This is a genomic window from Aestuariibius sp. HNIBRBA575, assembly GCF_040932005.1.
In the GTDB taxonomy this organism is placed as follows: domain Bacteria; phylum Pseudomonadota; class Alphaproteobacteria; order Rhodobacterales; family Rhodobacteraceae; genus CANLNM01.
On record NZ_CP162415.1, the window covers coordinates 12,870 to 39,118 of the forward strand.

The window sequence follows — 26,249 nt, forward strand, 5'->3', positions numbered from 1 at the left end:
TGACGCGCGTCAGCTATCCGCGACGCGCCATTTTGGATTTCACCCAACCCAAAAATGCCCGATCCGCAGATCGAATTTTGGGGCGACCACTGTCTTGCCAAAAGCTGCGCCATTCCGCTTCGAGCGCATAAATGTCGTGACCCGGCGCCAGAAGACGCCCCCGCGCCAAAGCGTCCGACGACAAAACCGGCGCGCCGATCGGGTCCACCACACGTACGCGACTGAACCGGAACACATCCCCGGCCTCTTCGCTCAGTACATAATCGGGCAGCGGATTGTCGACAATCATCCGCCGGATCGCGGCGCGAAACACCCGCAACGGGGCGCTGGACCCGGCTTTCTTATGCAGCACGTCCAGTGAAATCCGCCAGTCCGGTTGACGACCGCAATGTTTGCGCGCCAATTCATAGATCCGCCGTTCAAGCGGTTTGCGCAATGTGAAATAATCCCGGCTGAGGGTCAGGACCGATTTGGACAGCGCCGCCTGATAAAGCCATTCCGACAAAGTCACCGTTACCGACGCCATGCGCCCACCGCGGGATTTGCGCACGATTTTCCAGGATTCGATCAGGCCAAATCCATGGGTGACCTCTATGCCGCCATTTTCCAGATTGGTGGTGATCCGGGTCCCGGCCAGCCGTTCAAACGCCTGACGCAGCCGCGTATAACTGTCACCAGACGTGCCCCGATGGGTCGCCACCAACAGATCATGCGCCTTTAGAACCATCGTGCGGGAAATTTCACGCCCCGCATTCAGCGCCGCCATCAGCTGGGAAATGCAATAGATCAGAATGTCTTTGTCATGGATCGTGGCGCGGCCTTTGACGCTGGGCGTCACTTCGATGGTTGCACCGTTATGTTCATAAGACAGCACCCGCCGGTCCGGGCGCGTGGACAGCGAAAAGATCGGGTGTTCCATTGTCGCGATGTCGTCTTTGGGACTGGCCGCAAAGATATCGCAGACAAAAAATCCTGCTGTCATAGATGGGTCTACGGGAAAATCCGCACCCTCGCCGATATCGGTCGCACTCATCCGCCTGCCTGCTCCTCTGGACCCCTGTTTTTGATTTGACCGATTCTGCGGGTCTTTCGGGGTTTCACTAACACCCTAAACTTATCCACAGGCAGCGTCCACAACCGGCCCGTGCAGTTTGCACATCCCCAAAAATTTCACCGTGGGATCAGAGTCGCAAGCTCGTGGGATCAGAGTCATCTCTTCGTCGGTTCAGAGTCACTCCCGGTCTCAGAAAACTGCTTATCCCATTCAAAAACAGGTGTTTTTCAAAATCGGCCAATCCCTGTAACAATCAACTAACATAATTTAACTGGTCTTCCTGAGGCAGAAACACCACAATCCTCTCAAAATATCGGACCAAAAGCAGAGCAATCGCACTGAAAACCGTTCTGCATTGCTAAGAAAATCAAAGAAAAACACGCCAATGTCCGGCTTTCTCTTTCATGTTTGCTGTTTTTGGGTATGATGCGAAAAAGAGCGCACATCAACGCGCCAAATTTCGACAGCAGCCCTTCGCCAGCAGCAAAAAGGCACCCCATGTCCGATACCGCTTTGCCTCCGTATTTCAGCATCGATCCAGACCAAGCGGCCGATGCATTGGGGACGCCCAGTTCAACACAAAGCTTTGCTCAGATCGCCGATGGCTGCGCGCGCGGGCGGGATGACCTGATCACCCGCGGTCTCCAAGAGGATGGATCGCGGCACCTACGTTTGTTTTCCACATGGGAAATCACCCGCTATCTGATCCCTGTTGCCGTCGGGCATTTTCGCCGGGTCCTGAAAGCCAATCCAGATTTGCCCCAAGGTCAGAGCGAAACCCAAGGGGGCGCCAAATGGTTCACCCTCGATGAGGTCCTGCGCCTGCGGGCACATTTCGGCAGCGAAGGATCAAAGGCAAAGAATTACCTGCCCTATCGTCCCGAAGGTCTGCCTGCCAAAATGCTGGCCGTGGCGAATTTCAAAGGCGGGGTGGGGAAAACCAGCACCGCCGCGCATCTGGCCATGTCGGCCGCGCTGGACGGCTACAAAGTGCTGGTGGTGGATCTGGACAGTCAGGGGTCGATGACATCGATCTTTGGCGGCAAAGTCGATGACGAATGGGGCACTGTTTTTCCGCTTATGGCGCGTCATTACGCGGGGCATTTGCGGCAGGAAAATCAGCGGCGTCTGGATCGTGGCGATGCGCCCATTCCACTGGATGACACGTTAAACGATGCGCTGGACACAAAATCGCAATCGCTGATCCAGTCAACACATTGGCCCAATATCGATCTGATTGGGGCGCAATTGAACCTGTATTGGGCCGAATTTCAGGTGCCGGTCTGGCGGATGCAGGGCCGTGGCTGGAAATTGTGGGATGCATTGACAGATGTGTTCGAACAAGACGGTGTGCTGGATGAATATGACCTGATTTTCATCGATACCCCCCCTGCCCTGGGCTATCTGACCATCAATGGGCTGGCGGCGGCGGACATTTTGCTGGTGCCGATGGGGGCTTCATTTTTGGAATTTGATTCCACCGGTCGGTTCTTTGACATGTTGCAAACCACATTTGGATCCATCGAGGACGCAGAAAACATCGCAGCCCGTGCCTTGGGGCGCCCCGAAATGGGGTTTGAATGGGACGCGGTCCGGGCGATTGTCACCCGCTATAATGGGGCACAACAGGCCGAACTTGTGGCTCTAATGCAGGCCTATATGGGCAATACGCTGTCGCCACATCGTCAGGATTTTACCGCGCTGATCGGTCAGGCTGGCGAACAAGTGCAAGGGATTTACGAAGCCGATTATCGCGACTTTAACCGTGAAACCTATGCCCGCGGACGTGAAACATTTGATACGACCTATGCGGCGGTAAAAGCTTTGTTTGTTGGGGCTTGGCGTCGGGATAAACGCGCCGAAGAAATGGCCGGACAAGCGGCTGAGTAATGTTTCGCGTGCGAAACACATGAGGGGGCTCACATATGGCCAAACGCAAAAGACTGTCACCTGTTACGCCAGAACAAGCGAACCCGGTTGCAAGTCCCGCTGAGTTAGAGACGAAATCAGCCTTTCCCGCCTACCCCCAAGGTGTCGCTGTAACCCGCACCCATGGTGGCGGCAAAAGCGCCCCGATCGCCGATGTGGCCCGGGAAACTGCCAGTGCGGCGGCGCTGGCTGAATTGTCAGATAGTGTTGAAAAAGCCCGCCAAACCGGACGGATGGTGCTTGAGCTGCCCTTGGACGCAATTCAGGCGGATTATCTGGTGCGAGACCGGATTGCAGTCGATGACGACGATATGCAAAGCCTGATGGCATCCCTGCGGTCCCGAGGGCAGCAAACACCGATTGAGGTAACAGCATTGGACAATGGGCGCTACGGATTGATTTCCGGGTGGCGTCGTCTAACGGCTTTGCAACGGTTAAGTGTCGAAGACGCAGGATCAGACACTGTTTTGGCTCTGTTACGGCTGCCATCGGATTCTGCTGATGCCTATTTGGCCATGGTCGAAGAAAACGAAATCCGGGTTGGGCTCAGCTATTATGAACGCGCCCGCGTTGCCGCACGGGCCGTGGATCAAGGTGTGTTCGAGACTGAGAAAAAAGCCCTTCTTAGTCTCTATCATGCAGCGTCACGGGCCAAACGATCCAAGATACGGTCGTTTTTGTCATTGGTGCGCGGATTGGATGACGTGTTGAAATGGCCGCATGCATTGACAGAACGGCTTGGTTTGGCTCTGGCCAAAGCGATGGATGAGGATGCCGACCTGCGGTCTCGGTTGACCGAGGCGCTGACGATGGCTTTGCCCCAGACCCAAGATGAAGAATTGAAGGTTGTGCAGGGCATTCTGGCCCCCGCAAAAACCAGTAAGCCAAAGCCTGATTTAGACTCTAAACCAACCGCCCCTGTTGATCTGCCCGGGCTAACTTTGCTGGCACATAAGGATGGCAGCCTGCGGCTTGCTGGGCCAGCATTGGATGCGGATCTGCGTGATGAATTGACGGCCTGGTTGAAAACGCGACTGGGCTGAAATGTTTCGCACGCGAAACATTTGACGCATGAATGCCCCCTACCCCCAAATCCATCGCCAAAATGAACGGCGCGCGTTTGAACTAAATTCGCGCTAATAGGCCACGTTTTGCCACAGATTATCCCGCCCCCTGCCGCGTGGAAATTCGATCTTTCCTTTGTGGAAAGGTGGAGACGTGGCTGTGCCCCAACTTGTGTTTACTGGATTGCTTTCAGGCGCCGTGCCCGGCGTCGCGATCGGGTATGGGTCGTTGTCTGTTACCAATTCCGGGGTGTCCCTGATTGATCACAGCGCGGGTTTGCGCCGGGATTACGATGCGTCGGGCACAGGGCTGGCCAGCACGGGCGGCATTTCAAACACCAATACCCGGATCAATTTCACCCAAGACGGTCAATCCTACAGCCTGTCCCAAGCGGCCATCGATGCGGCCCAGCTAAGCGCGAATATGGGGGATTCCGGGGGCTTACAGGTGTTTTTATCCACGCAGGCCAGCCAAGTCAGCCTTGCCAGTCTTGTTTGTGCGTCGGTTGCGGGCACGGATTATGCCTTTGTTGCGGCGACAAACGGAGCTGGGATCGGCGTCTATGAAATCAATCCCGGCGCGGGCGGTTTGGTGCCGGTTTACGAAATGCCCGACACGGCCCTGACATATGGGGATGGCATTTCGGCGATGACCAGCGTTCAGATCGCGGGCACAACCTATTTGTTTGTTGGATCGCAGTCCGAACACGGAATCACCGGATACCAAGTGGGGGCTGGCGGCGCATTGATCGATGTCGAAAGCTTTGGCCAGCAACAAAGCCTGCCGCTGCAGAATGTCAGTGTGATGGACACCGCACATATAAGTGGGCGCGATTTCATTGTGGTGGGCGCCTCTGGCAGTTCGAGTTTGACCGTATTGGAGGTCGATCCCGGCGGCGGACTGACGGCGACCTCTCATATCTGGGACGATCTGGGCACACGTTTTGCGGCCGTGTCTGCGATCGAAGTGATTGAGATTGCCGATGGTCGGACATTGGTGCTCGCGGCGGGGGGGGATTCCGGGCTCAGCGTCTTTGCCCTGACCCCGGCCGGGCAGTTGGTCCATTTAGAAAGTATCGAAGACACATTGCTCATTGGGCTGGATCGGGTGTCGTCATTGGCCGCTATTGTCCAAGGGGACCGGTTGGAGATTTTTGCAACCTCGCAAGGCGACGCAGATGTGAGCCAGTTCACGTTGGATCTGACGTCGCTCACGGATTTGCGGTATCAGGAAAACGGGTTCCGCAATGGATATGCAGGGGATGATTTTCTGGTCCTGGGCAGCGGCAATGGCACCCTAGAAGGCCGGTACGGAGACGATTTACTGGTCGATGGAACCGGGCGTGACACTCTCTATGGCGGGGGCGGTGCGGATATCTTTTATTTGAACGGATCGGATGGTCAGACAGATGTCATCGCCGATTTTGACGTTGGAACCGATGTGATCGATCTCAGCGATTGGACGATGCTGTATTCCGCCGACCAGCTGAGCGTCACAACCCTAACCGGTGGTGGTTTGCAGCTGACATTTCGCGGCGAAAGTTTCGATCTGTTTCAACGCAGCGGCGGCGCGCTGAGCCTGTCTGATTTTGAAGATCTGGATTTTCAGTTTCTAAGCAACATTGATGTGGTGCGCGAAGCCTTGGCCGATCCGGAACCTCTGCCTGAACCAGACCCTGATCCTGCGGATAGCGACCAAATCATACGCGGTACGGTCAATGATGACACCTTGGTAGGGGGAACCGGGGACGACATTTTTTATGCAGGGCAGGGGTCAGATATTTTGGTGTCGGGCGGTGGCGGCGACACGTTTTGGGGGAACCTAGGTATCGATGTGGTTAGCTATGCAGATCATACCAGCAATATGATCGTAGATCTCAACGACGCTGGGGCCAATACAGGGCCTGCTGCGGATGACCGTTTTCAGAGCATCGAAGGCATCATTTCCGGCGAGGGGAATGATCAACTGACGGGAACCGATCAGAGCAATTGGTTCCATGGCGGCGGCGGTGACGATCGTATCGACGGCGGGCTGGGCAATGACACGTTATATGGCGGGGATGGCGATGACGGGCTGCTGGGGCGTGACGGGGATGACTTGATGTATGGGGGCGCTGGGAATGATCGGTTGCCCGGTGATCTGGGCGATGATGAAATCTACGGAGAAGCGGGGGATGATGCGCTTGGGGGCGATTACGGCAACGATAGTCTCTATGGTGGCGAAGGGAACGATCGGATGGGGGCCGGGCCAGGCAATGACATCCTCTATGGTGGCAATGGTAATGACGGGCTGGCCGCGGGATCCGAGGCTGACACATTGTTTGGTGGTGCCGGGAATGACCGGATGGCGGGATCATACGGAAGCGATATCAGCTTTGGCGGGGATGGCAACGACACGATGGGCGGCGGATATGGGCATGATTACATCGATGCGGGCGCTGGGGACGACATTGTCGGGGCGGGGCACCACAACGATACGGTCTATGGCGGTAGCGGCAATGACATCCTGAACACCGCCACGGGAACAGACACTATTTATGGCGGAACCGGGGATGATCGCATCAATGCAGGCGAAGAAAACGACACAATGACAGGCGGGTTGGGCCGAGATACATTTGTGTTCAATCAGATGATCAGCGGCGAGGTCGACCTGGTCACGGATTTTGAAGCGGGTGAAGATCACCTGGAAATCTATTGGGTGCCCGGTGCAAATGCCGCTGCGAAATTTTCAAATCTGGCACCAACCCAAATGGGGGATGACGTTTATCTGACATTGCGCGGGCACCGGATCATCCTAGAAGACGTTGATCTGGGCGATTTGTCCGGATCGGATTTCATCTTTACTGGAATTTGAATTGGGCCTTATTAGACCCTAGTTTTCGTCGCCCAACATTGCCCGGTGATGGACCAGAACGGCCTCGTCCACATCCGTGTAATATCTGGCCCGCCCATTTTCCAATACGATAGCGTGCTGACACAGACGTTTGACCTGAGCCATGGAATGGCTGACAAAAATCGCCCCTGCCTGACTGAGGCGCGCCCGGATCAGGGCTTCGCTTTTGAGCTTGAACGCGGCGTCCCCTACGGCGGTGATTTCATCAATGAGATAGGTATCAAACTGGATCCCCATCGACACACCAAAGGCAAGCCGGGACCGCATCCCACTGGAATAGCTGCGAATGGGTTGGGTGAAATGTTTGCCGAGTTCCGAAAAATTCTGAACAAAATCAACAAGTTCGTCCGTATCTACGCCATAGACACGCCCGATAAACCGGGTGTTTTGTAAACCCGTCAGTTCGGGGTGGAACGAGCCGGCAAACCCCACGGGCCACGACACTGTGCCTTGGATCTGCACTTCGCCTTGATCAGGCTCTAATGCGCCTGAAATCATCCGCAACAGGCTTGATTTTCCGGCACCATTTCGCCCCAGGATCGCCACGGCGGTCTTGGATGGGAATTCGATGTTTAAATTGTCCGCAACAATTGTCGACTTGTTGTTCAGTCGATACGTTTTGGAGAGATTGACGAGCCGGATCATGGGGGGATTAGCGCCGGTCGCGCAATGAATAATAGATCATTGTCAGGATCGACCAGCCGGTAAAGAGCGCGCCAAAGATGGTCGCAAGCAAGACCCAACGACGCGGATAAAGGGGCGTTTCGGGCAGGGTAGGCTCTATGTAAGTTGCCAGATAGCGGGATTGCCTTTGGGCGGCGGCGGTGGCGGCATCAAAACTGGCCAATGCCCCGACATAGGCTTCTTCGGCGAATTTCTGATCCACGGCCAAGGCTTCGTATTCCGATACGATCCGGGAATAGGCCAGGTCTTCTTCTGAGGCGGTGGCGGATTCTGAAAACCGGGACCGTTCTGCCGAAATGCGGTCCTGAATGACCGCAACACGGCGTTGGGCCTGAATGACCCTTGGGTCGTCGTCGCGGCTGGACTGGCGCAGCAGATCCAGATCAATGACGGCTTCGGCCAATTGGGCCTGCAACGTGTTGACCAAGCCCATGCGGCCCTGAATGTCAGCTGCGGGGTCAACCACCTGTGTGCGGATGCGGAATTCGGTCACAGCAGTGCGGGCTTGTTTCAGCCGTTCGATCGCGTGATCCAGCTCTTCTCGGGCATAACGGGTGGTGTCGTCACGGGCGATGGCCGACAGGGCGTTAATGGTGCGGTTGCTTTCCTCAAAGATGGCCACGGCAATGGCGTGGCTGTCCTCGGGGGTAAAGGCGCGCACCCGGATTTCGATCAAACCAGAGGATCGATCAAAGAACACATCAACCATGCGGTGCCAATAATTGGTCAGCGCTTCGATCCGCTGATCATCCGGCAAGGAAAAAATAGGATCCCCCGGACGGTGATAGGCCGCGCGCAGATCCAGTTTGTCAGACACGGCGCGCACCATGTTCTGACTTTGGATGAATTCAAACAGGATGGTGGTGTCGTTTGCCGAGGACCCGGATAATTCGGTGATGCCCCCCAGAATTTCAATGGCCGAGCTGGTCTCTTCTTTGCGCACAGAAAACCCGACATGGCTGGCATATTGGTCCTGTGCCACAAAAAACAGATACCAGCCGCTGATCAGGCAGGGCAGGATCACAAGCTGTAGAAAAAACATCACCTGACGGAAATGCCGCCGCCGACCAAAGGCGGGTTGCGCAGGGGGCGCGGCGGCTTCGACCTCGGCTTGGGTTGGAACACCGGCGACAACCGATGCGGGTTGCGGCGCGGGCTTTGGCGGGGCAGGGGGCGGGTTCTGAGCAAGCCATTCTTCTTCGCGCCCTTCGGCACGGGCCTGAACACGGGCGATCTGCCGTTCGCGTTTTTGCTGCTCGGTCAAGGGGGCCTCACTTTGGGGGCGCGCGCCTTCAACCTGCGAGGCCTTGTCTTCCACCTGTCTGCCCTTCATCTTGGGGGAGTTCACCGAAGGCTTAGCAAATCTATTCTAAAGGCGCCAGTTCCCGTCATGTCTGTTCCACCCGATCCGGCCCAACCGAGCGTCTCTTTGCCGCCTTTGCCAAAAACGCGGCCGGTGCGGTTTCGCACGTCGCGCACGGTGGGGGCATTGTTCATTCGGGAAATGTCCACGACCTATGGGCGCAGTGCGATGGGCTATGTTTGGGCTATATTAGAGCCTGTTGCGGCCGTTATGCTGTTGTCGCTGGTGTTTTCACTGGCGCTGCGGGCGCCGTCATTGGGCACCAGTTTTCCGCTGTTTTATGCCACGGGTATGCTGCCGTTTACCGGCTATCTGGACATCAACCAAAAGGTGGCGCAGTCGCTGCGGTTTTCCAAACAATTGCTGTTTTATCCCGGCGTGACCTATCTGGACGCGCTGTTGGCCCGGTTCCTGCTGAACGTGCTGACGCAGATCATGGTTGTGGCTTTTGTGTTGCTGGGGCTGATCCAGATCTTTGATTTGCGGGTTATTCTGGACCTGCCGATGATTGCGCATGGATTGGCGATGGCGTTTTGGCTGGGGGCGGGGATTGGCACGCTGAACTGTTATTTGATGGCGACCTATCCCAATTGGGAACGGGTCTGGGCGATCCTGACCCGGCCTTTGTTTTTCATTTCGGGGATCTTTTTCCTGTTTGATGACATTCCGCAGCCGTATCAGGATTGGCTGTGGTGGAATCCGCTGGTGCATGTGATCGGACAGGTCCGCAAAGGGGTCTATGTGACCTATGACGCGGCCTATGTGTCGCCGGGCTATGTCTGGGCGATTGGCGGCATCACACTGGCGCTGGGGTTGCTGTTTTTACGACGCTACCACCGGGATATTATCAACAATTGATTGGGCCGCTTATCCAGATGGGCATGTTTGAATGATCCAAGCCGCCAAGCCGACTGATCCCAGCAATGTTGCCGCCAAAGCCAGATTGATCAAAGGAGAGCGTTGATAGTTTCGGGCTCCAACCGCCGCGAGAAACGTTTGGCGTAGCCCGAAATCATTGTGTTTTGCGACGAGGTAGCAGGTCAACAATGCGCCCGGCCAAAAGAGAAAGTTCACCCAAACCAGGTTTTCACCGCAAGGCATCATAGATCCTTTCATGTTTTGTCTCATCAAAGACAATCATGCGGAATATCCCCTGTCGAGGTGGTCTTTACTGCCGTGCCCCACCCCTACACAAAGTCAAAGTCATCCACCGTGAGGGATGTTGGCGCGACGCCTTCTAGGATCACGGTCTGGCCGCGCCATGAAATATGGGTGTCATTGCCGATGGCATCAATGTCGAGGCTGGCAAAACGGGTGGCGTCGTCACTGCCACTGACAAAGCGCAGCGATAGCGTATCAACCCCGGTTTCAAAATCACCGATTGTGTCCACTTCGCCGCTCTGTGGGCTATAGAATTTGAACAGGTCAGCCCCTGCGCCCCCATATATCAGATCGTCACCGCTGCCGCCATTCAACGTGTCATCCCCGGTGCCGCCATAGATCACATCATCGCCGTCAGCTGTGTTCAGCAGGTCATTGCCGCCATCGCCGTAAACGGTGTCATTGCCATGGCCTGCGCCAACGATGTCGTTGCCTTCGCCTGCGCGGATCGTGTCATGGCCATAGCCCCCGCCCATGCGGTCATTGCCGTCCCCGCCATAGGTAAAGTCGCTGCCATAGGACCCGGCTACGCGGTCATCGCCAGCCCCCCCATAGAGCGTATCCGTGTCTGCGCCGCCTGCAATGCCGTCATTGCCGTTGCCGCCTTCGATGTAATCATTGCCGTCGCCGCCGCCATGACGATCATTGCCGTCGCCGCCAAACAGCCGGTCATCGCCATCCCCGCCGCCAAGCGCATCATTGCCATCGCCGCCATAGATTGTGTCGTTTCCGGCTTCGCCCGGCAGGCGGTCATGTCCGGCGCCGCCTTCGATGTAATCGTCGCCATCCTGCCCTTTCAGGCCGTCATTGCCGTCGCCGCCAATCAGGCGGTCATCGCCTGCGCCGCCTTCCAAACGATCGTCACCGGCATCGCCAATCAATTCGTCGCGCCCGGATGTGCCGGTCAGAACGTCATTGCCAGATGTCCCGGTTTGGGTGGACAGCGCATCAGGGATCAGCGCCATAACCTCGGCCAGGCTAAGGGTGGCGTCGCTGAACGTGAACCGCTCAATGCCTGAAAACAGATCGGTCCCCAGCGCCGATATGATTTCGATTCCGGTGCCCAGATCAGCAACCGTGATTGTGTCGCTGGCCACATCCAGCAGGGCCGTATCCGTGCCTGCGCCGCCGATGATCGTGTCATTGCCCGCGCCCCCGGTCAGGGTGTCGTTGCCGGAATTGCCGTCGATGTGGTTGTCGGCCGCATTGCCGATCACCGTGTCACGTCCATTGCCGCCGATATAGTTTTCGATCACGGTGTCGCGCGCGATCACCACATTGCCGTCATAACCGCCAATGTCCGATATGGCTTCGCTGCGCATGTCCACGCTTTGATCATAGCCAATGCTGGACAGATCAAACGTGTCTGTGCCGCCCGTATCCGTGACCGTCAACGCCAAGGCCCCGCCTTGGTAGATGTCGCTGTCAGCGGTATCCCCATCAAAGATATAACCCATCACCACGCCCATCGTGCCCGACACGGTGGCATTGGCAAACCACGTGGTGTCGCCGCCTTCGACAGAAACCGGGGTGCCATATAGGCCCCAGATCGCGGCCACATCGGCAATCATTGGCGTGGCAGCCAACAGGTCATCGCCCAGCCCGGCTTCGTCGATGCCAAAATAGGACATGACCGTCATCTGATAGCTGTCATTGTCGAAATGATTGTCGACGCCAAACGTGGCCGATCCATTGTAATTGCCCGAATGCATCAACCCCAGCGCATGGCCGATTTCATGCAGATAGGTCAGGTAGGAATAGCTGTCGATTGTGGTGCCATAGCTGGACAGCCAGCTGGTGGACACATTGACGCTGGATTGGGAAATGATCCCGGTGACAGGGTTCAGGGAATCTGGCCCGGCAAAGGCGCCGGACTGGTTGTCGTCAAACAGGATCTCGGCATTGGCGGAATTGGCGACTTCGCGGAATGTGACACCCATAACTGTGCCCCACGCCTCAAGCGCCCAACTGGCCAATTGCTGGCCGTCCGCGGTCAGCGCATCCAGATAGACATCGATTGTGTCGCCGGTGCTGGCATCCAGCCGGATCGGGCTGCGGATGCCCCAGCCAAATTCGGTGATCTGCGTGACAACATCATCCACGGTGAAATGATCTGTGGCCAGTTCCAGCGCGTAATCACCTGTGGCGGTCCCATAGCCGCCAACGGCGATATAATAGGTGTCGGTTGATGTGGCCGTATATGCGATCTGGGAAAAGTAATTGCCAGAATCCGCGTCGTCATTGTTGGCGCGAAAGGTGCCCGAACTGCTGAACAGGGTCAGGGTTGTGTCACTGATCCCAGCCGACGATCCCCCGGTGCCAAAGGCCGTGAACACATAGCTTTGCCCGGCTTCCAGTTCGACGGCAATCCAATCGCTGTCACTGCCAGAACTGATTTCACCGGCAAAGCGATCACCAACCGCCATGTCATAGGTGGTGCTGATCGATCCGGCCGCATCTGTTGTTTCCGTCGTGTCTGCAATGCCCAATGTGCTGGCCGCTGACACCGTCAAAGACGGGTTGTGCAACGCGGACGTGGTTTGGTCAGGAAGCAGGACACACATCTGGCACATAGGGAACTCCGGATTTTTGGCGGGGCCGTCGGGGCCCTGTTAGGGAAGCGTAGACCTCAACAAAGAGAGGTCGAGGCAAAGATAGGTCGCCCGAACTTTGGCCGAGCTCCATGTCAGGTCTTGGGCGGCTTTGCGGCAAGGAAAAGGCTCTTGTGACGAATTGCGGGGATCGGGCGGGCGGAAAACCGCATAACAGCCCGGCCAAGGCCGTTGCAGCGCTCGGCGTGGCTGGTTAGACCCAAACAAAAGGGGATGGCCGGTTCTGCACCACCACCCCAAGACCTTGGCAGGGGGCGCCCCTGTCCAAACAAAAGTATGTGTATGACCCAATCTGCCCCGTCCCCTGCGATCTGTGTTGTTTTGGCGGTGTTTCGCCCGGTTCCCGAGCACCTGAAGGCGCAATTGATGTCGATCGCCGCACAAAGCCATCCCCCCGAACAGGTGGTCATGGTGATTGCGGATCGGGAATCAGGGCCATTGGCGACCACATTGGCCCAAGAGGCGGGCCTGCGCTTTGATCTGGTGGAACCCACGCAATCGCTGGATTCGGTGCGCGCCTTTGAGGCGGGCCTGTCGCGGGCGCTGGATGTGACATCTGAGGGCGACCTGATTGCCCTGTCGGATCAGGACGACATCTGGCACGATACCCGGCTGGCGCGGGGGGTGGCTGCGCTGCGCGACCCAGATGTGATGCTGGCCCATTCGGATGCGCGGCTGGTGGATGCGCAGGGCGCACAGCGTCAGCCTTCGATGTTTGCCTTTGAAAAACGCCACCCCAATCCGGGGCTGCGCGGGCTGCTCTATCGCAACAACATCACCGGGATGACAGCGACATTCCGGCGGGAATTGGTGGCGCTGGCGCTGCCTTTTCCGCCGCAATCGGGGGTGCATTATTACCACGATCTGTGGCTGGGCCTGCTGGCCGCGGCCACGGGACGTGTGGCGCTGATCACTGATCCGCTGGTGGATTATCGTCAGCATGATGCAAACGCGATTGGCGCAGTTGATCGAACCGGGCAGGGGGGCCGCCCGGCCCGATCCCGTCTGGACATGCAATGGATGCGCCGAGAAGCCGCAGGCTATGGGTTGGCACGGTATCTGGGCCGCAGCGTGCAGGCCCGTGTGGCGCAGGCCGTGGCCGTGGGCAGCATTCCGGCGGCGCAGGTTGATATGGCGGCGTTGCGTCCGTATTTGCGCCGGCGCAGTGTCGGAACTGCGCATTTTATGGATGCGCTGAAATACGGGCTGCGCGGGCGGTTTTCCCCGGCACGTATGGCGGTCGGGCAGGGCATTACCTGTGTTGGGCGTCAGGTCTGGGCCTTGCGCAAAGCCATGGGCGAGGGGCTGTATCAGCGGTTGGATGCCTTTGATCAGCGGCTGTATTCCATGTCGCCGGGGGTGGAGCCCCCGCATTTGGATCTCACTGGCCAGCCCGAACGAGACGGCCATATGGGCGCTCCAACAGGTGCGGCGCAGGATGCTGAAAGCTTTGTGGATGAACGCAAACGCCCGTCCTGGACCCCGCGCCTAGAGGCGACCGCCCCCTCCATCAATGTGCTGGTGCCCACGCTGAACCCAACCGAGGTGTTCGCGGGCATTGCCACGGCGATTGATATCGGCATTGGGCTGGCTGCACGGGGCTATCGGGTGCGGTTGATTGCCTGTGATCTGCCAATCGCATCGCTGGACGCGTCGCGCCGGTTCGTGCTGGGCCGCCTGAGCAACGCAGATGCGGATGCCGGTGCCCAAGCCCGCCTATCGCTGGGCTGTGGCGTGATGGGGGACGGGCAGGGCAGTGGCGTGTCGCTGCCATCCCATTCGGATGATCTGTTTTTGGTCACCGCCTGGTGGACGGCACATGTGGCGCGCGATCTGATCGCGCAATATGGCTATTGCCAGTCCCGCCCGATCTATCTGTTGCAGGACTTTGAGCCGAATTTCTATGCATGGGGCACAGAATTTGCTGATGCCATGGCCAGCTATGACATGGACGTTCAGCCGGTGTTCAACACAACCTATCTGCGGGATTATTTCGCGCAGCAAGGGTTTGCATTTGCCGATGCAGCCGCACAGCCGTTGGCGTTTCGCCCGTCAATCGACATCGACCGTTACGCGTCGGGTCTGCGCCCCAAACGGTCCGGGCCCAAACGTCTGGCGCTTTATGGACGTCCCGAAGTGGCGCGCAACATGTTCCCCATGGCGGTTGAGGCATTGGCGCTGTTTGTGCGCGATCTGGATTTGACACCGGATGACATCGAAATTGTGTCGATGGGCCTGCCCCATGATCCGGTCTCTCTGCCCAATCAGGTGCAGGTGAGTTCGCTGGGCAAATTGCCTTGGGACGATTACCCGGATTACCTGCTGAGCGTCGATCTGGGCCTGTCGCTGATGTATTCGCCCCATCCCAGCCATCCGCCGTTGGAAATGGCGGCGTCTGGTGTGCGGGTGGTGACCAATCATTTTGGTCCCAAAGATCTGAGCCGCCTCAGCGGGGCCATCACATCGGTTGCCCCCACCCCCGAAGCTTTGGCCGAAGGTCTGGCGCAGGCCTGGCGCGCCGGCGATGTGGCCCCGGCGGACCGGGCCATTGATCTGGGGGCTTTGGGGCTGACGATGGAGGATATGATGACCCAGTTGGCAACACAGCTAAGCGGGCAGATCGCACTGGCCACTATGTCTGATGTGAGCTCTGGCGTCGAAACGTCGGCCCGCCCTAACCAAAAGGCCCCAGCATGACCCGACATCTGTTTTTACACATTGGGATGCCCAAATCCGGGTCAACCTATCTGCAGCGGGTGTTGCTGCAAAATCAGGCGACATTGGCCGCCGCTGGGATCAGTTACCCCCATGACAGCCCCGGTCAGGGCCATCCCGGCAATGGCCGCGATATTGGCACCTGTGATACAGCCCAGTTAGAGGCGCTGTTTGATGGACATGACCGGATGATCCTGTCCCACGAAGACCTCTATACCCAAGGCGAAGGCGCGGTTGGCCTGCGTCAGGCCGCCAAAAACCTGGGCGTGGCCATCCATATTCAGGCCTTTGTGCGTCCGTTCAGTGAATTTGCCTTTGGGGATTATTCCCAAAGCATGAAGCAAAATTTCCGCATTTTCCTGAAAAACCGCTCGCCTTATATGGGGCGCAGTTTTGAACAATACACCGCCATGCGCGGGCGGACCTTAAATCCGGTGCTGCGGTTTCGCCAATGGCAATCCAGCCTGCCAGAGGCGCAGATTGCGGTCGACAGCCACAAAGACATCCGTCCCGTCGTTGAAACATATCTGACGCGTTTTGGGGATCTGCCGACGCTGAACTGGCATTTGCCCAAATATTTGACCAACCCGTCTTTGCGCACGCAGGATTGCGATGATCTGGCGCGGATGATCGCCAATAAACATATCTCAGAGGATTACATCGAGGCCCATCGCAGGGCGGTGATGCATGAGACCGGGAAACCGGATGCCGGGCGGACCAAAGAACGCATCACTTGGCTTGAGGCGATGTGTGAGCATCGCAATGCAGAGCTGTGGGTGGAATATGGGTATGACAATCGCCTGCCTGATGCGAAAGGCACAGATTGGGGTGTGGTCTTGCCCGCCAAACTGCCCGCGCCAGACGTGTATCACAGCGAAGAGTGACGCCGATTTTTGGCAAAGCCGGGACGGCATTTAGATGACGCCTAATGAGTGTTATGGTAAATAATCCGGGCTCTATATTGGATTTCAAGCGGGCGGAGAAAACTGGTCTGCATCCATGTGTTAACCCTAAAACAGGGTTGCGTAAGGTAAGGCGAACATGCGATTAAGCCCCAAGTTAAATAGAATTTTATCCGTGTTTAAAAGAATTTGATTTTTTTGTAGGTCGGGTGTCACAAGCCAGCGTAATATGCGTGATATTCAGCCGCCGTGTTAAGTGTTTTTGCTTTGCATATATGGATTTTGGGGGACTTTTATGAAGTACGTCGACGTTAAGGCCAAAGCCTTTGAACCTGTTGAAGTTGCGCTTCCTCACGTGCCTGCTGCCTCTGAAAAACCCTATATGTCGTATGGTAAGCGGTTGCTTGATCTATGTCTTGCGCTCCTGATCCTTCCGATTGTTTTGCCAGTTATTCTGATCGCATGTTTGGTTGTGCGTCGGGATGGCGCGGCGGGGCTGTTCACCCAAGAAAGAATCGGCAAAGACGCAAAACCTTTCAAATGTTATAAGATTCGCACCATGGTGCCGGATGCAGAGGCGCGTTTGCAGGAATATCTGAAGACAGATCCTGAAATCGCCCGTGAATGGACCGTGAATCAAAAATTGCGCAAAGACCCGCGGATCACCAAAACCGGTGGTTTCTTGCGGTCCAGCAGCATCGATGAATTGCCCCAGATTTTCAACGTGATCCGTGGCGACATGAGCTTTCTTGGGCCGCGCCCGTTCATGTCCGACCAAGAAGAGATGTATCGTGCGGCGGGTGGATCTGCCTATTTCCATCTGCGCCCGGGTATTTCCGGTCCTTGGCAGGTCTATGGCCGTGGCGAAACCAGCTTTGCAGCGCGGGTCGATTTCGACAATAAATACCTGCGCAATCTCAGCCTGATGAACGATCTGGCATTGATTTTTCACACTATTCGCGTTGTCGTGTCCCGGTCTGGCCACTAAGAGAAGCATCAGATCGATGCGGCAACAACAGCGCGGTGCGGCGACCCTATGACACAGATGCCCTTGATCACCGTCCCTCTTGTTTCGATTGTTATCCCAACCTTCCATCGGACCGACAAATTGTCAGTGCTTTTGGCCGATTTGGCGATGCAAATCCCCGAAGATGGATCGGTGGATGTTGTGGTGGTCGACAATGATCAGGATGGATCGGCGCAGGCGGTTATGCCGGATGTGCCTTGGCTGCATTACCTGATTGAGCCGTCATCCGGGGTGGCGACGGCGCGCAATACAGGGGTCCAGTCGGCCCGGGGCCGTTATATTCTGTTCATCGACGACGATCAGCGCCCCAGCGCGGACTGGCTGGCGCAGATGTTGGCACACGCAAAGGCGGGTCATCCGGTCTGTTTTGGTCCGGTGGCAGCGGTCTATGATGTGGTGCCCCCTGCGCCGTTGCGCCGGGCGTTGGATCCGATGTTTTCGCGCAGCTTATCTGACCCCTCGGGGGCGGAAATTAGTGCCAAACGCGCCTATATGGGGACGGGAAACGCGATGTTTGACCGTCAGGCCTGTTTTCAGGATGCCGTGTTTGAAACCCAATTTAACGGCGGCGGAGAAGACGTCTGGCTGTTGCGGCACCTCGCTGAGGATCTGGCATTGCCATTCATTTGGGTGGCTGAGGCGGGCGTGGGGGAACATGTCCCTGATGATCGCTGTCGCGTGGATTTTGTGCTGCGACGTAAACGGCTGGACGGCACGTTGCGCTGTGTTGTCGAAAGTGGCGGGGCTGGTCCTAAAAAATGGGCGCGGTTGGCGATGTGGATGGGCGTTGGCGCGGCGCAAGTGGGGCTGCATGGGCTGGGGCTGATATGGTCTGGGTTGCGGCGCAATGATGCTGGGCTGTATCACCGGGCGCAGATGGCGACCGGGATTGGTAAATTGATCTGGTGGACCCATCCCTTTGTGTGGGCGCCAAAACAAAGGGCGCGGGCATGATCCCAAAAATTGGCTATCTGGTCAGCGAATACCCCGCCGTTTCCCATACCTTTATTCAACGCGAAGTGGCTGCATTGCAGGAACAGGGCGTGGATGTGGTGCCGTATTCGATCCGCGAACCCAGCGAAGCCGGCCGCAAGGGCGCGGTTGAAAAACGCGAACATGCGCGCACGTTTTATGTGCTGCCCAAGCTGAAAAAGCCGCTGCAATTGATGGCGACCCATGCCCGGATGATCCGGCGCGGACCGGGGCGTTATTTCCGCATATTGGGCCGGGCCATCACCCGACGCCCTGCAGGGATCAAGGCGTTGATCTGGCATCTGGCCTATTTTGCCGAAGCAGGCGTTCTGGCCGATCAAATGGGCCGCGATGGCGTGACCCACCTGCATGTGCATTTTGCCAATGCGGGATGCACTGTGGGGATGATGGCGGCTGGTCTGGCGGATATTCCGTTTAGCTTTACCATGCATGGGCCGACCGAATTTTTCGATGTGCAGCCGCATCAATTGCCCGACAAGATTGCGCAGGCCAAATTTGTGGTCTGTATCAGCCATTTCTGCCGGTCGCAGTTGATGCTGTTTTCCGATCCCAGCCATTGGGACAAATTCCACATTGTGCGCTGCGCCATTGATCCGGATCGGTTTGCATCCGGGGCGGATAAAATCCGCAAAAGCCTGCTGTTTGTCGGGCGGATGTCTGGGGTCAAAGGCGTGCCTTTGCTGCTGCAATCTGCGGCGGACTTGCGGGAAAAACACCCGGATATGCGCGTGACTTTGGTGGGCGATGGCCCCGAACGCGCCGCGTTAGAGACGAAAGTGACACAATCGGGGCTGGGCGAGATCGTACATTTCACTGGCTATCAGACACAGGATGAGGTCGCGCAATTTATGCAGCAATCCGAGGTTCTGGTTCTGGCGAGCTTTGCCGAAGGATTGCCGGTGGTGCTGATGGAAGCGCTGGCCAGTGATACGGCTGTGGTCACCACCCGGATCGCCGGTGTGGCGGAACTGGTTGAGGATGGCGTAAACGGTTTGCTGGTTTCGGCGGGGGATCAGGACGGGCTGACGCGGGCCTTGGACCGGGTGCTGTCAGATGCAGATCTGTGTCGCCAGATGGGAACGGCTGGCCCGGCAAAAATCCGGACCATGTTCAATTCGCAGGTTGAGGCAGAAAAGCTGGCCGCGCTGTTTGGGGCTGCGGGTTCAACACAGGCCCCCAAGACAGGTTCAGCCAGCTGACTGCATCAGCATTCGCGCACACCCATATTGATGATTTGCGATGCGGAAATGCGGTGCACGCCGTTGATCCGATAGCGGCCTTCGGACATGTACCAATCGCGCAATGGCGCGGGGTAATAGTTTGAAATGATCCGCGACACCCGTTCGAAATCGGCCGCATTCATCGGCGTGCCATAGATCGACGGGCCGTGAAACCCAAAGGTTGTGGCGCGCGACACACATGTGTCAGGCAGGCCCAGATACATGGTGCAGGTCGAATAACAGACCTGCCCGCGAATTTCGACCGGCTGGCCACTGGCGCGGATATTGCGCAATTCGCGCATGCGCTGACGGATAAACCCGCCGCGATCATTGCCAACCACCAATGCGTTTGCCGGATAACTTTGCTGAGCGACGGCCAGTGTTGCACTGCCGGGCCCCATTAACATCAATATCACCAAGGCGCCCACCAACAGAGTATGCGCGCGTTTTACAACAGGCCGAATACCAGCCCCACCATGCTTTTGCATGAGATCACCCCTTGATCTCAGACCCGTATTATTGGGTCCCACCACGCCCCCACGCAGTGGGCTTAGATCAACATCAGGGGCTTAATAATCTGTTGCTTGGGCGGTCGGAGGTTTCTTATTTTGCTTAAATAACGAGGTGTTAGTCATGGTTTTGCCGTATTTCACAGGTGAAAATCAGCGCGCCAGTTCGTGGATCTGCATCACCTGCCCATCGGGAAATTGCACGGTTTCAACATCATAAAGCCAGATCACCCCGGTGGGGCTGGTGACGGTGACGCCTGCCTCTTTTTGGTCAAACTGATAGCTGTCGCGCGGGGCGGATAAGATCAAATTGTCCAGACCTGACCCGCCATTGATCCCATCCCGGCCACCGGATTCGATAAATGTATCATCGCCGTCCGCGCCGATCAGGTAATCCTCTTGGGCGGTGCCCTGCAATGTTGCGCCTTCGGGCGGGGCGTATCGCACCACGCCATGCAGATATTGCGGGCCGCCTGGTTCATTCCACCATGGGTCATTCTGCGCGGCGTTTTGCTTGACAACTTGGCTGCGCGGGGTGCTGTCGGCATGGCTTTGATACAATCCCCATGTGCCAGATCGCGACGTGCCTGAGCCTTCGGTGAATTGCATGAACGGGCCGTCGGACTGGGCCTGCCAATCCTGCCAAAGCGTTTGATAGAGATCGCCCATTTCAGCGGAGCGTACAAAACCTGTCATCAAGGATTGCATGGCGTCGGTTTGATCGCGGGTCAGGTCGCGCACCGCAAAGCTGTGATGCACATGTTGGCCGCCTTCATAGGCGGTCAGGCGCAATCCATGTGCATGGGCCAGATCGGCTTGTGCGGACCAGTTCTGGATGATTGCGGGCAGCGAAGATGGGGTGGCGGGATTGCGCAGGGTGCGTTCCAGCCAATCATAGGCGGCCGGGGCGGGGACCTGGGTGATGTCCAGCACTTGGGCGCGCAGGTCTGCTTGGCGGACCAGAGCGCTGCCAAAATAGGTGGTGATGGCAAATTCATCAAACACCGTGGCCGGGTCGCGCCATTGCCGGGGGGCATTGGTCCGCCAGGCGGGGGCGGTCAAAATTTGGTTGGTCGCCCAAGTGTTGACCGTTTGGCCCCCCAATATCAAAACCAACCGATCATCGGCTGCTGGTCCAAATTCGTCGCGCCAGATTTGGGCCATCTGGGTGGCCTTCATCGTGTAATAGCTATGGGGGGCCGGGGTTCCCCAGTCACGTTCGCTTTGAGCGCGCACCCAGCGGGCCTGGGCAAATGCCCCGTTCCAGACTTCGTTGGAATATTCCACATGGGCCTTTAGGGCCGGGTCCAGATTGTCGCGCACATATCGCGCAAACTGGCGCATAAACCGGTCATTGGCGCGGTGGGGCATGGTGAACCACGGATCGGCACCGATTTCATTGGCCAGACGGACCATATGTTCCACAGGGACAATCTGGCTTTGGCCGCGCTGATCTGGTGTGGGCCAATCGCGCCAATGCTGGATCGTGGCATTGTTGGTACCCATCCAGTTCATGAACCGGATTTCGCGTGCCTCATCAATCAGCGCCAGCCAATCAGGATGAAACAGCGCGCCGGCCTGTAGCAACGGTTCCTGATCTGCACGAAACAGCCGGATATCGCGCAAATGGTTGTTGGCATCTGTGCGGGTGATTTGCAGAATGATATTGCCGCCATTGCGGTTCTCAAATGTGATCCGGCCCGGGCTGTTTTGGGTGATCTGCACATCCCCTGACAGGGTCAAATCCCCCTGCCCCTGATAATCCAGCACATAGGTGCCCGCCCGCTGTGCCGCCAGAACGGGGTCCGCCCGGCTGCTGGCGGTCCAGGCAAAAATGGTTTTGATATGCAAACCGTCAGGAATGCGGATCGGCCAGCCATCCGCGTCAAAACTGTTGGCATCCCGCAGGTCCTGATGTGACAGAACCTGCCATTTATCAGCAGAGCCCGCGATCCAGGGGCGCATGACATGTATCAGATCGATATAGGGCTGAACCGGGGCCCAATCGGCCGGGGCAGACAGGTTGAAGGCCAAAACCGGGCTGGCATCGCCCTGCCCGATCGCGGTTTGATCTGTCTGTGCGATGGCGGCGTTCTGGGGACCCAAAAGCGTCAATGCGCAGATCAAACTGCACAGCGACATGCGCCAAGAGACGGCGTTGAAAAACATAATGGGTCCTGTCCAAAATCAAAGAGCTTCGTTCTGGCAAAGATGCGGCACCACCCCCATCGGAGCAAGCCGAGATTGCGGGGTGTTCCCATTTCCCGCCGACAGCGCACGATGGTCTAACGGCTCGTTTGCGCTTTGGTCCTAGAAGTGACCGTGACATTTTTCAGGAGAGCCACAATGACAAATCCTTTTTCAGGCCGTGTGCCTGCTCTTGCCGGGCCCGCGATGGACATCGTTCCGGTTGTACCAAATGATGGGGCTGACCTGACCCAAGGCGCGGTTGCTTTGTATGTTGAAACCGGTGGGGCGCTACAGGTCACATCCGTGTTGGGATCTGTGCGCAACGTCAATGTTGCAGATAACAGCATCCTGCCTGTGGGCGTGTTACGCGTGCATGCAACGGGCACCACAGCAACAGGCATCCATGCACTGGTGGTCAGCTAATGTTTGGAATCGGCTTTGATGTGCCCACGCTGGCTGTGCGACGCAAGGCCAGCGGGGCGGCGGGACCCACCCTGCCCGCGTTGTCCGGTTTGATCGGGCTTTATGATGCGGCTGATGTCGGGACATTGGCACAGAATTCAAATGGGACCGGCGCGGTTGCCATCGGTGATCCGGTTGGGCATTGGGCATCGGCGGGGATGGGCCCTGTGAACGTGTCACAATCCATAACAGGTCGCCGTCCAATCCTGCAAAGTGACGGATCGCGGTATTGGTTTGAATGTGATGGTTCAGATGACATGCTGGAAAACACATCCGTTGCGGTCAGCCCCAGTTTTACAATTGTGATGGCGGTGCATGTTGATGTGATCAACAATTACACATCCGGCGTGTTTTCGCTGGATGCGGCCAATGATTTTCAGATCCAGTCGGCGCATTCCTCGCAGATGCGGTTTGGCGTCGGCGCCAGCAATCTGGGGTTCAGCATGGGTGCGCAATCAGTGGATTATGCCAATCAGGATCTGGTTATGACGTTTTCACTGGATGCGGTTGCGGGAACGGCTGTGCTGCGTTTGAACGGTGCGGTTGTGAACACCCAAACCGGCTATAATGGCGGATTATCGGCGACCCAGAAAATGCGGTTTATGGTCAACCGGGGCGCCGGAAACGAAGTGGGGGGGCGGCTTTATCGTGCGGCCGTATGGAACGGGGCGGCCAACGTAGAAATTGCTGCTGCGGAAACCTGGGTTGGTGCCGGGGCAGGTTTGTCATTGTGACGCCATGATCAGTCCCTGAGTGCTATTTGCAATCCTGTATGAGTGATTTCGTTTGGGCGATGCCGTCGGAATAAGGCATTGAAAACATACCCATGTTGGGTTACAAAAAGACGCATAAAAACACCTTTAATTTCAATGCGTTGTGTGGTCTGCCTCACTTTTAGTATTTCTCGGAGACGGTTGGATGATACGCCAGACATGACAGAGCTCACTTCAGAGATTGCCGTTCAGGATTTTTTGGGCGTGTCGTTTTCCATTTCGACACGTGACGCATGGTTGCAGGTCCTTACCAATCCCCGGTTAGATCGCTTTGGATATTTGGTCACGCCCAATGTTGACCACATCGTGATGTCGGCCAAGTTTCCTGAACGCACGCAGTTATTACAATCAGCAGATTGGCGTGTATGTGACAGCCGCATCCTGGCGATGCTGGCCCGGTTTCGTGGTCTTCAACTGATGCCATTTCCGGGATCGGACATGGTGCAGGCCCTGTTGCAAGACCCCAGAAGCCCGGCGCTCAGGATTGCGATTATTGGCCCTGCGCAGGATGATTTTGAAATTCTGTGCCAGAAATTCCCGGATCACAATTTTGTCTTTGTGCAGGCCCCGGTCATGCGCAGAGGGGACGCGGATTGGCAGGAAACATTGCAACGGGCAGAGGCGGCAGAGGCCGATATTCTGTTGCTGTGTCTGTCTTTTCCCAAACAAGAAGAATTCGCGTTGGATCTGCGCAGTCGTGGGCATGTGCATGGTATTGGCATGTGTGTCGGGGCTAGCGTTGATTTCCTGACGGGGCGTCAAAAACGTGCGCCGCGCTGGGTCAATCGGATTGGCATGGAATGGGCTTGGCGGTTGCTGCAAAATCCCCGGCGACTTTGGAAACGGTATCTTGTGGAGGGGCCTAAAATCTTTGTGCTCTTTCTCAAAGACCTGCGTGCGTCTCGGTCAGGTTAGCTATGGATTTGTCCGATCACCCTGTTCACAGGATCGCCGCAACGGGCCGAGACCTTCTTTGGGGGCGTTGGCATCACGATCGCATCAGTCACAAAGGCTATGCGTTTGAGGCGCGGATATATCTCAAAAGCATCCGGGGCCTGCGGACGCCAAAGAAATTTGTGATCATTGGCCGGCCCAGATCCGGCACAACTTTGCTGGTGCGGTTGCTCAATCAGGTTGATGCAATCAGCTGCCATGGTGAAATTCTGCATCATGCGGTTGCCAACCCTGTTCGGTTTCTGGATCTGCATGCCCGAACGCGGCCTGATAGCGCCGAATGTGTCGGGGCCAAGATCATTTCCTATCAGATGTTTCAAGTGCAACGCCTAAAGGATCACACCCGGTTTCTGACTCAATTGGCGCAGCGTGGGTTTCAGTTCATCCATGCGCGGCGCAACACGTTTGATCAATGTCTGAGCCTGTCGACCGCCCAGAAATCCCAAACCTATCATGTGGCGCAGGGCGCTTCGGATCGGTCATTGGAAATGGCGTTGGATGTGGATCAATTTATCCAACAGGTGCGTTGGAATCTGGCGATGCTGGATTACGAAACCCAGCTATTGGCCCGCTTTGATCCCTTTGTGGTGCACTATGATACGGACCTGAAACAGCCACAAAATCATCAGCAGACAATCGATGGTATTTGCGCATGGCTTGGGCAGGCGTCAAATGCGGTGCAGGCGGATTTGAAACGGACCAGCCGCATGACCACGATCACCAATCAGGATGTCTTGAAACGGGCCATCCAACAGGCCGGATTGTCACAAGCCCTGACGGATGGTTGATCTATTTTAGCTGTGCTTGGTGGATTTGATTGATCTGCGTTTGCAGATGCATATGCCAGCGTTTCAGCTTTAGAACACGGGTTAGGCGGGCGGACAGGAAACGCCAGAACCCAAACCTGCGGCTGTTAAACATCCAGTGATATCTCTTTTGGCGCAGGCGCATGATCCTGCGTTCCAAAGCGCCGGGAAACCGCCCTGCCCCATTGGGCTGATAGCCACTTTGTTGGAGCAGCGGACCAATGCGACCTTCTAACAGGGCGATGTCATCTGCGGTGCATTTGCTGCGCCACTGGGCAATCAGATTGGGGTCCGGCGGGGCATAGGTGCTGGTTTCATGATAGCGCAGCATCTGTGGATCCATAGGGTGACCCAAAAATTGGCAAACCCGGTTCAGGTGTGTGTCCAGATCACTCAGCAAATCTTCGTAGCGTAATGTCAGGACCTGATCGGAGGGTAGATCACCCGTATTGTCCTGCCAGCTTTGTTCTGTTTCGATCCAATGTTTGCCTGCAAAAAACAGGTTATAGCCCCAGCCCATATGAATAGAGGATCGCGCCACATCCCGGGGATCGCGCAGCACATGGATCAGCTTTGTGTTTGGGGCAATCTTCAACAGCTTGTCGATATGGCGGTGGATGTTGATGGTGACAACCGAAGCACCCTGACCCTGCGCGCGCAGCTGATCAAAGAAGTTGTGCAACAAATCCACACCGTGGATGCTATCCGGTATGATCAGACCTTTGGCCTGAAAAATCCGATCCATGCGCAGTTTTTCCAGATCGTAGGACCACCCGGTTGGGTGGCTGTCATCCGGGTGCAGATGATCAAACAGAAAATCCATTTCGCCGGGATTGGCGATCTGGGGATGTGCATCCAGCATCAGACGAAACAATGTCGTTCCAGATCGCAACGCGCCGTAGATAAAAACAATTTCGCAAGGCGGCATAAGGGGCATA

General features: G+C 56.7%; 21 protein-coding genes. 13 read left to right on the forward strand and 8 right to left on the reverse strand.

The window, feature by feature from the left end; genetic code table 11:
* Positions 1-13 precede the first annotated feature (13 nt).
* Positions 14-982 carry a replication initiator protein A gene (locus AB1F12_RS16805; protein WP_368188470.1) on the reverse strand — a complete coding sequence of 323 codons (969 nt, stop codon included), beginning with the start codon at positions 980-982 and terminating at the stop codon, positions 14-16.
* Between the two features lie 570 nt (positions 983-1,552).
* Here AB1F12_RS16805 and AB1F12_RS16810 point away from each other — a divergent pair.
* The 3 genes from AB1F12_RS16810 (at position 1,553) to AB1F12_RS16820 (ending at position 6,901) form a co-directional block, all read left to right on the forward strand.
* Complete coding sequence (locus AB1F12_RS16810) at positions 1,553-2,944, forward strand: AAA family ATPase (RefSeq protein ID WP_368188447.1); 1,392 nt, start codon at positions 1,553-1,555, stop codon at positions 2,942-2,944.
* Positions 2,945-2,979: 35 nt separating this feature from the next.
* The gene (locus AB1F12_RS16815) at positions 2,980-4,026 is read left to right on the forward strand and encodes a ParB/RepB/Spo0J family partition protein (RefSeq protein ID WP_368188448.1); all 1,047 of its coding nucleotides are present in this window, start codon (positions 2,980-2,982) and stop codon (positions 4,024-4,026) included.
* Positions 4,027-4,207: 181 nt separating this feature from the next.
* Positions 4,208-6,901: a hypothetical protein gene (locus AB1F12_RS16820; RefSeq protein WP_368188449.1), complete on the forward strand. Its 2,694-nt coding sequence runs from the start codon at positions 4,208-4,210 to the stop codon at positions 6,899-6,901.
* 18 nt (positions 6,902-6,919) lie between these two features.
* On the opposite strand, the gene AB1F12_RS16825 is transcribed toward AB1F12_RS16820, so the two are convergent.
* Together AB1F12_RS16825 and AB1F12_RS16830 are read right to left on the reverse strand one after the other, a co-directional pair.
* Positions 6,920-7,585, reverse strand: a complete 666-nt coding sequence (locus AB1F12_RS16825; protein ID WP_368188450.1) for an ABC transporter ATP-binding protein — start codon at positions 7,583-7,585, stop codon at positions 6,920-6,922.
* Between the two features lie 7 nt (positions 7,586-7,592).
* Positions 7,593-8,942, reverse strand: a complete 1,350-nt coding sequence (locus tag AB1F12_RS16830) for a sugar transporter (protein ID WP_368188451.1) — start codon at positions 8,940-8,942, stop codon at positions 7,593-7,595.
* 72 nt (positions 8,943-9,014) lie between these two features.
* On the opposite strand from AB1F12_RS16830, the gene AB1F12_RS16835 reads away from it, so the two are divergent.
* The gene (locus tag AB1F12_RS16835; RefSeq protein WP_368188452.1) at positions 9,015-9,845 is read left to right on the forward strand and encodes an ABC transporter permease; all 831 of its coding nucleotides are present in this window, start codon (positions 9,015-9,017) and stop codon (positions 9,843-9,845) included.
* Positions 9,846-9,854: 9 nt separating this feature from the next.
* On the opposite strand, the gene AB1F12_RS16840 is transcribed toward AB1F12_RS16835, so the two are convergent.
* The gene (locus tag AB1F12_RS16840) at positions 9,855-10,103 is read right to left on the reverse strand and encodes a hypothetical protein (protein WP_368188453.1); all 249 of its coding nucleotides are present in this window, start codon (positions 10,101-10,103) and stop codon (positions 9,855-9,857) included.
* A gap of 71 nt (positions 10,104-10,174) precedes the next feature.
* Positions 10,175-12,721: a M10 family metallopeptidase C-terminal domain-containing protein gene (locus tag AB1F12_RS16845; protein ID WP_368188454.1), complete on the reverse strand. Its 2,547-nt coding sequence runs from the start codon at positions 12,719-12,721 to the stop codon at positions 10,175-10,177.
* A gap of 321 nt (positions 12,722-13,042) precedes the next feature.
* Here AB1F12_RS16845 and AB1F12_RS16850 point away from each other — a divergent pair, with 321 nt between their 5' ends.
* The 5 genes from AB1F12_RS16850 (at position 13,043) to AB1F12_RS16870 (ending at position 19,596) form a co-directional block, all read left to right on the forward strand.
* Positions 13,043-15,457, forward strand: coding sequence for a glycosyltransferase (locus tag AB1F12_RS16850; protein WP_368188455.1), 2,415 nt, complete (start codon positions 13,043-13,045; stop codon positions 15,455-15,457).
* Entirely contained in the window at positions 15,454-16,359 is a 906-nt protein-coding gene (locus tag AB1F12_RS16855; RefSeq protein ID WP_368188456.1) for a hypothetical protein, read from the forward strand. Before AB1F12_RS16850 ends, AB1F12_RS16855 begins: the two co-directional genes overlap by 4 nt.
* 313 nt (positions 16,360-16,672) lie before the next feature.
* Complete coding sequence (locus tag AB1F12_RS16860) at positions 16,673-17,365, forward strand: sugar transferase (RefSeq protein WP_368188457.1); 693 nt, start codon at positions 16,673-16,675, stop codon at positions 17,363-17,365.
* A gap of 48 nt (positions 17,366-17,413) precedes the next feature.
* A complete protein-coding gene (locus AB1F12_RS16865; RefSeq protein ID WP_368188458.1) occupies positions 17,414-18,358 on the forward strand; it encodes a glycosyltransferase family 2 protein in 945 nt (314 codons plus the stop codon).
* A complete protein-coding gene (locus AB1F12_RS16870; protein WP_368188459.1) occupies positions 18,355-19,596 on the forward strand; it encodes a glycosyltransferase family 4 protein in 1,242 nt (413 codons plus the stop codon). Before AB1F12_RS16865 ends, AB1F12_RS16870 begins: the two co-directional genes overlap by 4 nt.
* A gap of 5 nt (positions 19,597-19,601) precedes the next feature.
* Here AB1F12_RS16870 and AB1F12_RS16875 read toward each other — a convergent pair whose 3' ends face one another.
* Positions 19,602-20,105: a hypothetical protein gene (locus tag AB1F12_RS16875; RefSeq protein ID WP_368188460.1), complete on the reverse strand. Its 504-nt coding sequence runs from the start codon at positions 20,103-20,105 to the stop codon at positions 19,602-19,604.
* A 174-nt stretch (positions 20,106-20,279) separates the two neighbouring features.
* Complete coding sequence (locus tag AB1F12_RS16880; protein WP_368188461.1) at positions 20,280-22,295, reverse strand: calcium-binding protein; 2,016 nt, start codon at positions 22,293-22,295, stop codon at positions 20,280-20,282.
* Positions 22,296-22,472: 177 nt separating this feature from the next.
* Between AB1F12_RS16880 and AB1F12_RS16885 the strand changes: the two genes are divergently transcribed.
* The 4 genes from AB1F12_RS16885 (at position 22,473) to AB1F12_RS16900 (ending at position 25,293) form a co-directional block, all read left to right on the forward strand.
* A complete protein-coding gene (locus tag AB1F12_RS16885) occupies positions 22,473-22,739 on the forward strand; it encodes a hypothetical protein (RefSeq protein ID WP_368188462.1) in 267 nt (88 codons plus the stop codon).
* Positions 22,739-23,512 carry a hypothetical protein gene (locus AB1F12_RS16890; RefSeq protein ID WP_368188463.1) on the forward strand — a complete coding sequence of 258 codons (774 nt, stop codon included), beginning with the start codon at positions 22,739-22,741 and terminating at the stop codon, positions 23,510-23,512. The genes AB1F12_RS16885 and AB1F12_RS16890 overlap by 1 nt, the downstream gene beginning before the upstream one ends.
* Before the next feature lie 198 nt (positions 23,513-23,710).
* Positions 23,711-24,466, forward strand: a complete 756-nt coding sequence (locus AB1F12_RS16895; RefSeq protein WP_368188464.1) for a WecB/TagA/CpsF family glycosyltransferase — start codon at positions 23,711-23,713, stop codon at positions 24,464-24,466.
* A 2-nt stretch (positions 24,467-24,468) separates the two neighbouring features.
* Entirely contained in the window at positions 24,469-25,293 is an 825-nt protein-coding gene (locus AB1F12_RS16900) for a hypothetical protein (RefSeq protein ID WP_368188465.1), read from the forward strand.
* A gap of 1 nt (position 25,294) precedes the next feature.
* On the opposite strand, the gene AB1F12_RS16905 is transcribed toward AB1F12_RS16900, so the two are convergent.
* A complete protein-coding gene (locus tag AB1F12_RS16905) occupies positions 25,295-26,248 on the reverse strand; it encodes a sulfotransferase (RefSeq protein ID WP_368188466.1) in 954 nt (317 codons plus the stop codon).
* Between the last annotated feature and the right edge of the window lies 1 nt (position 26,249).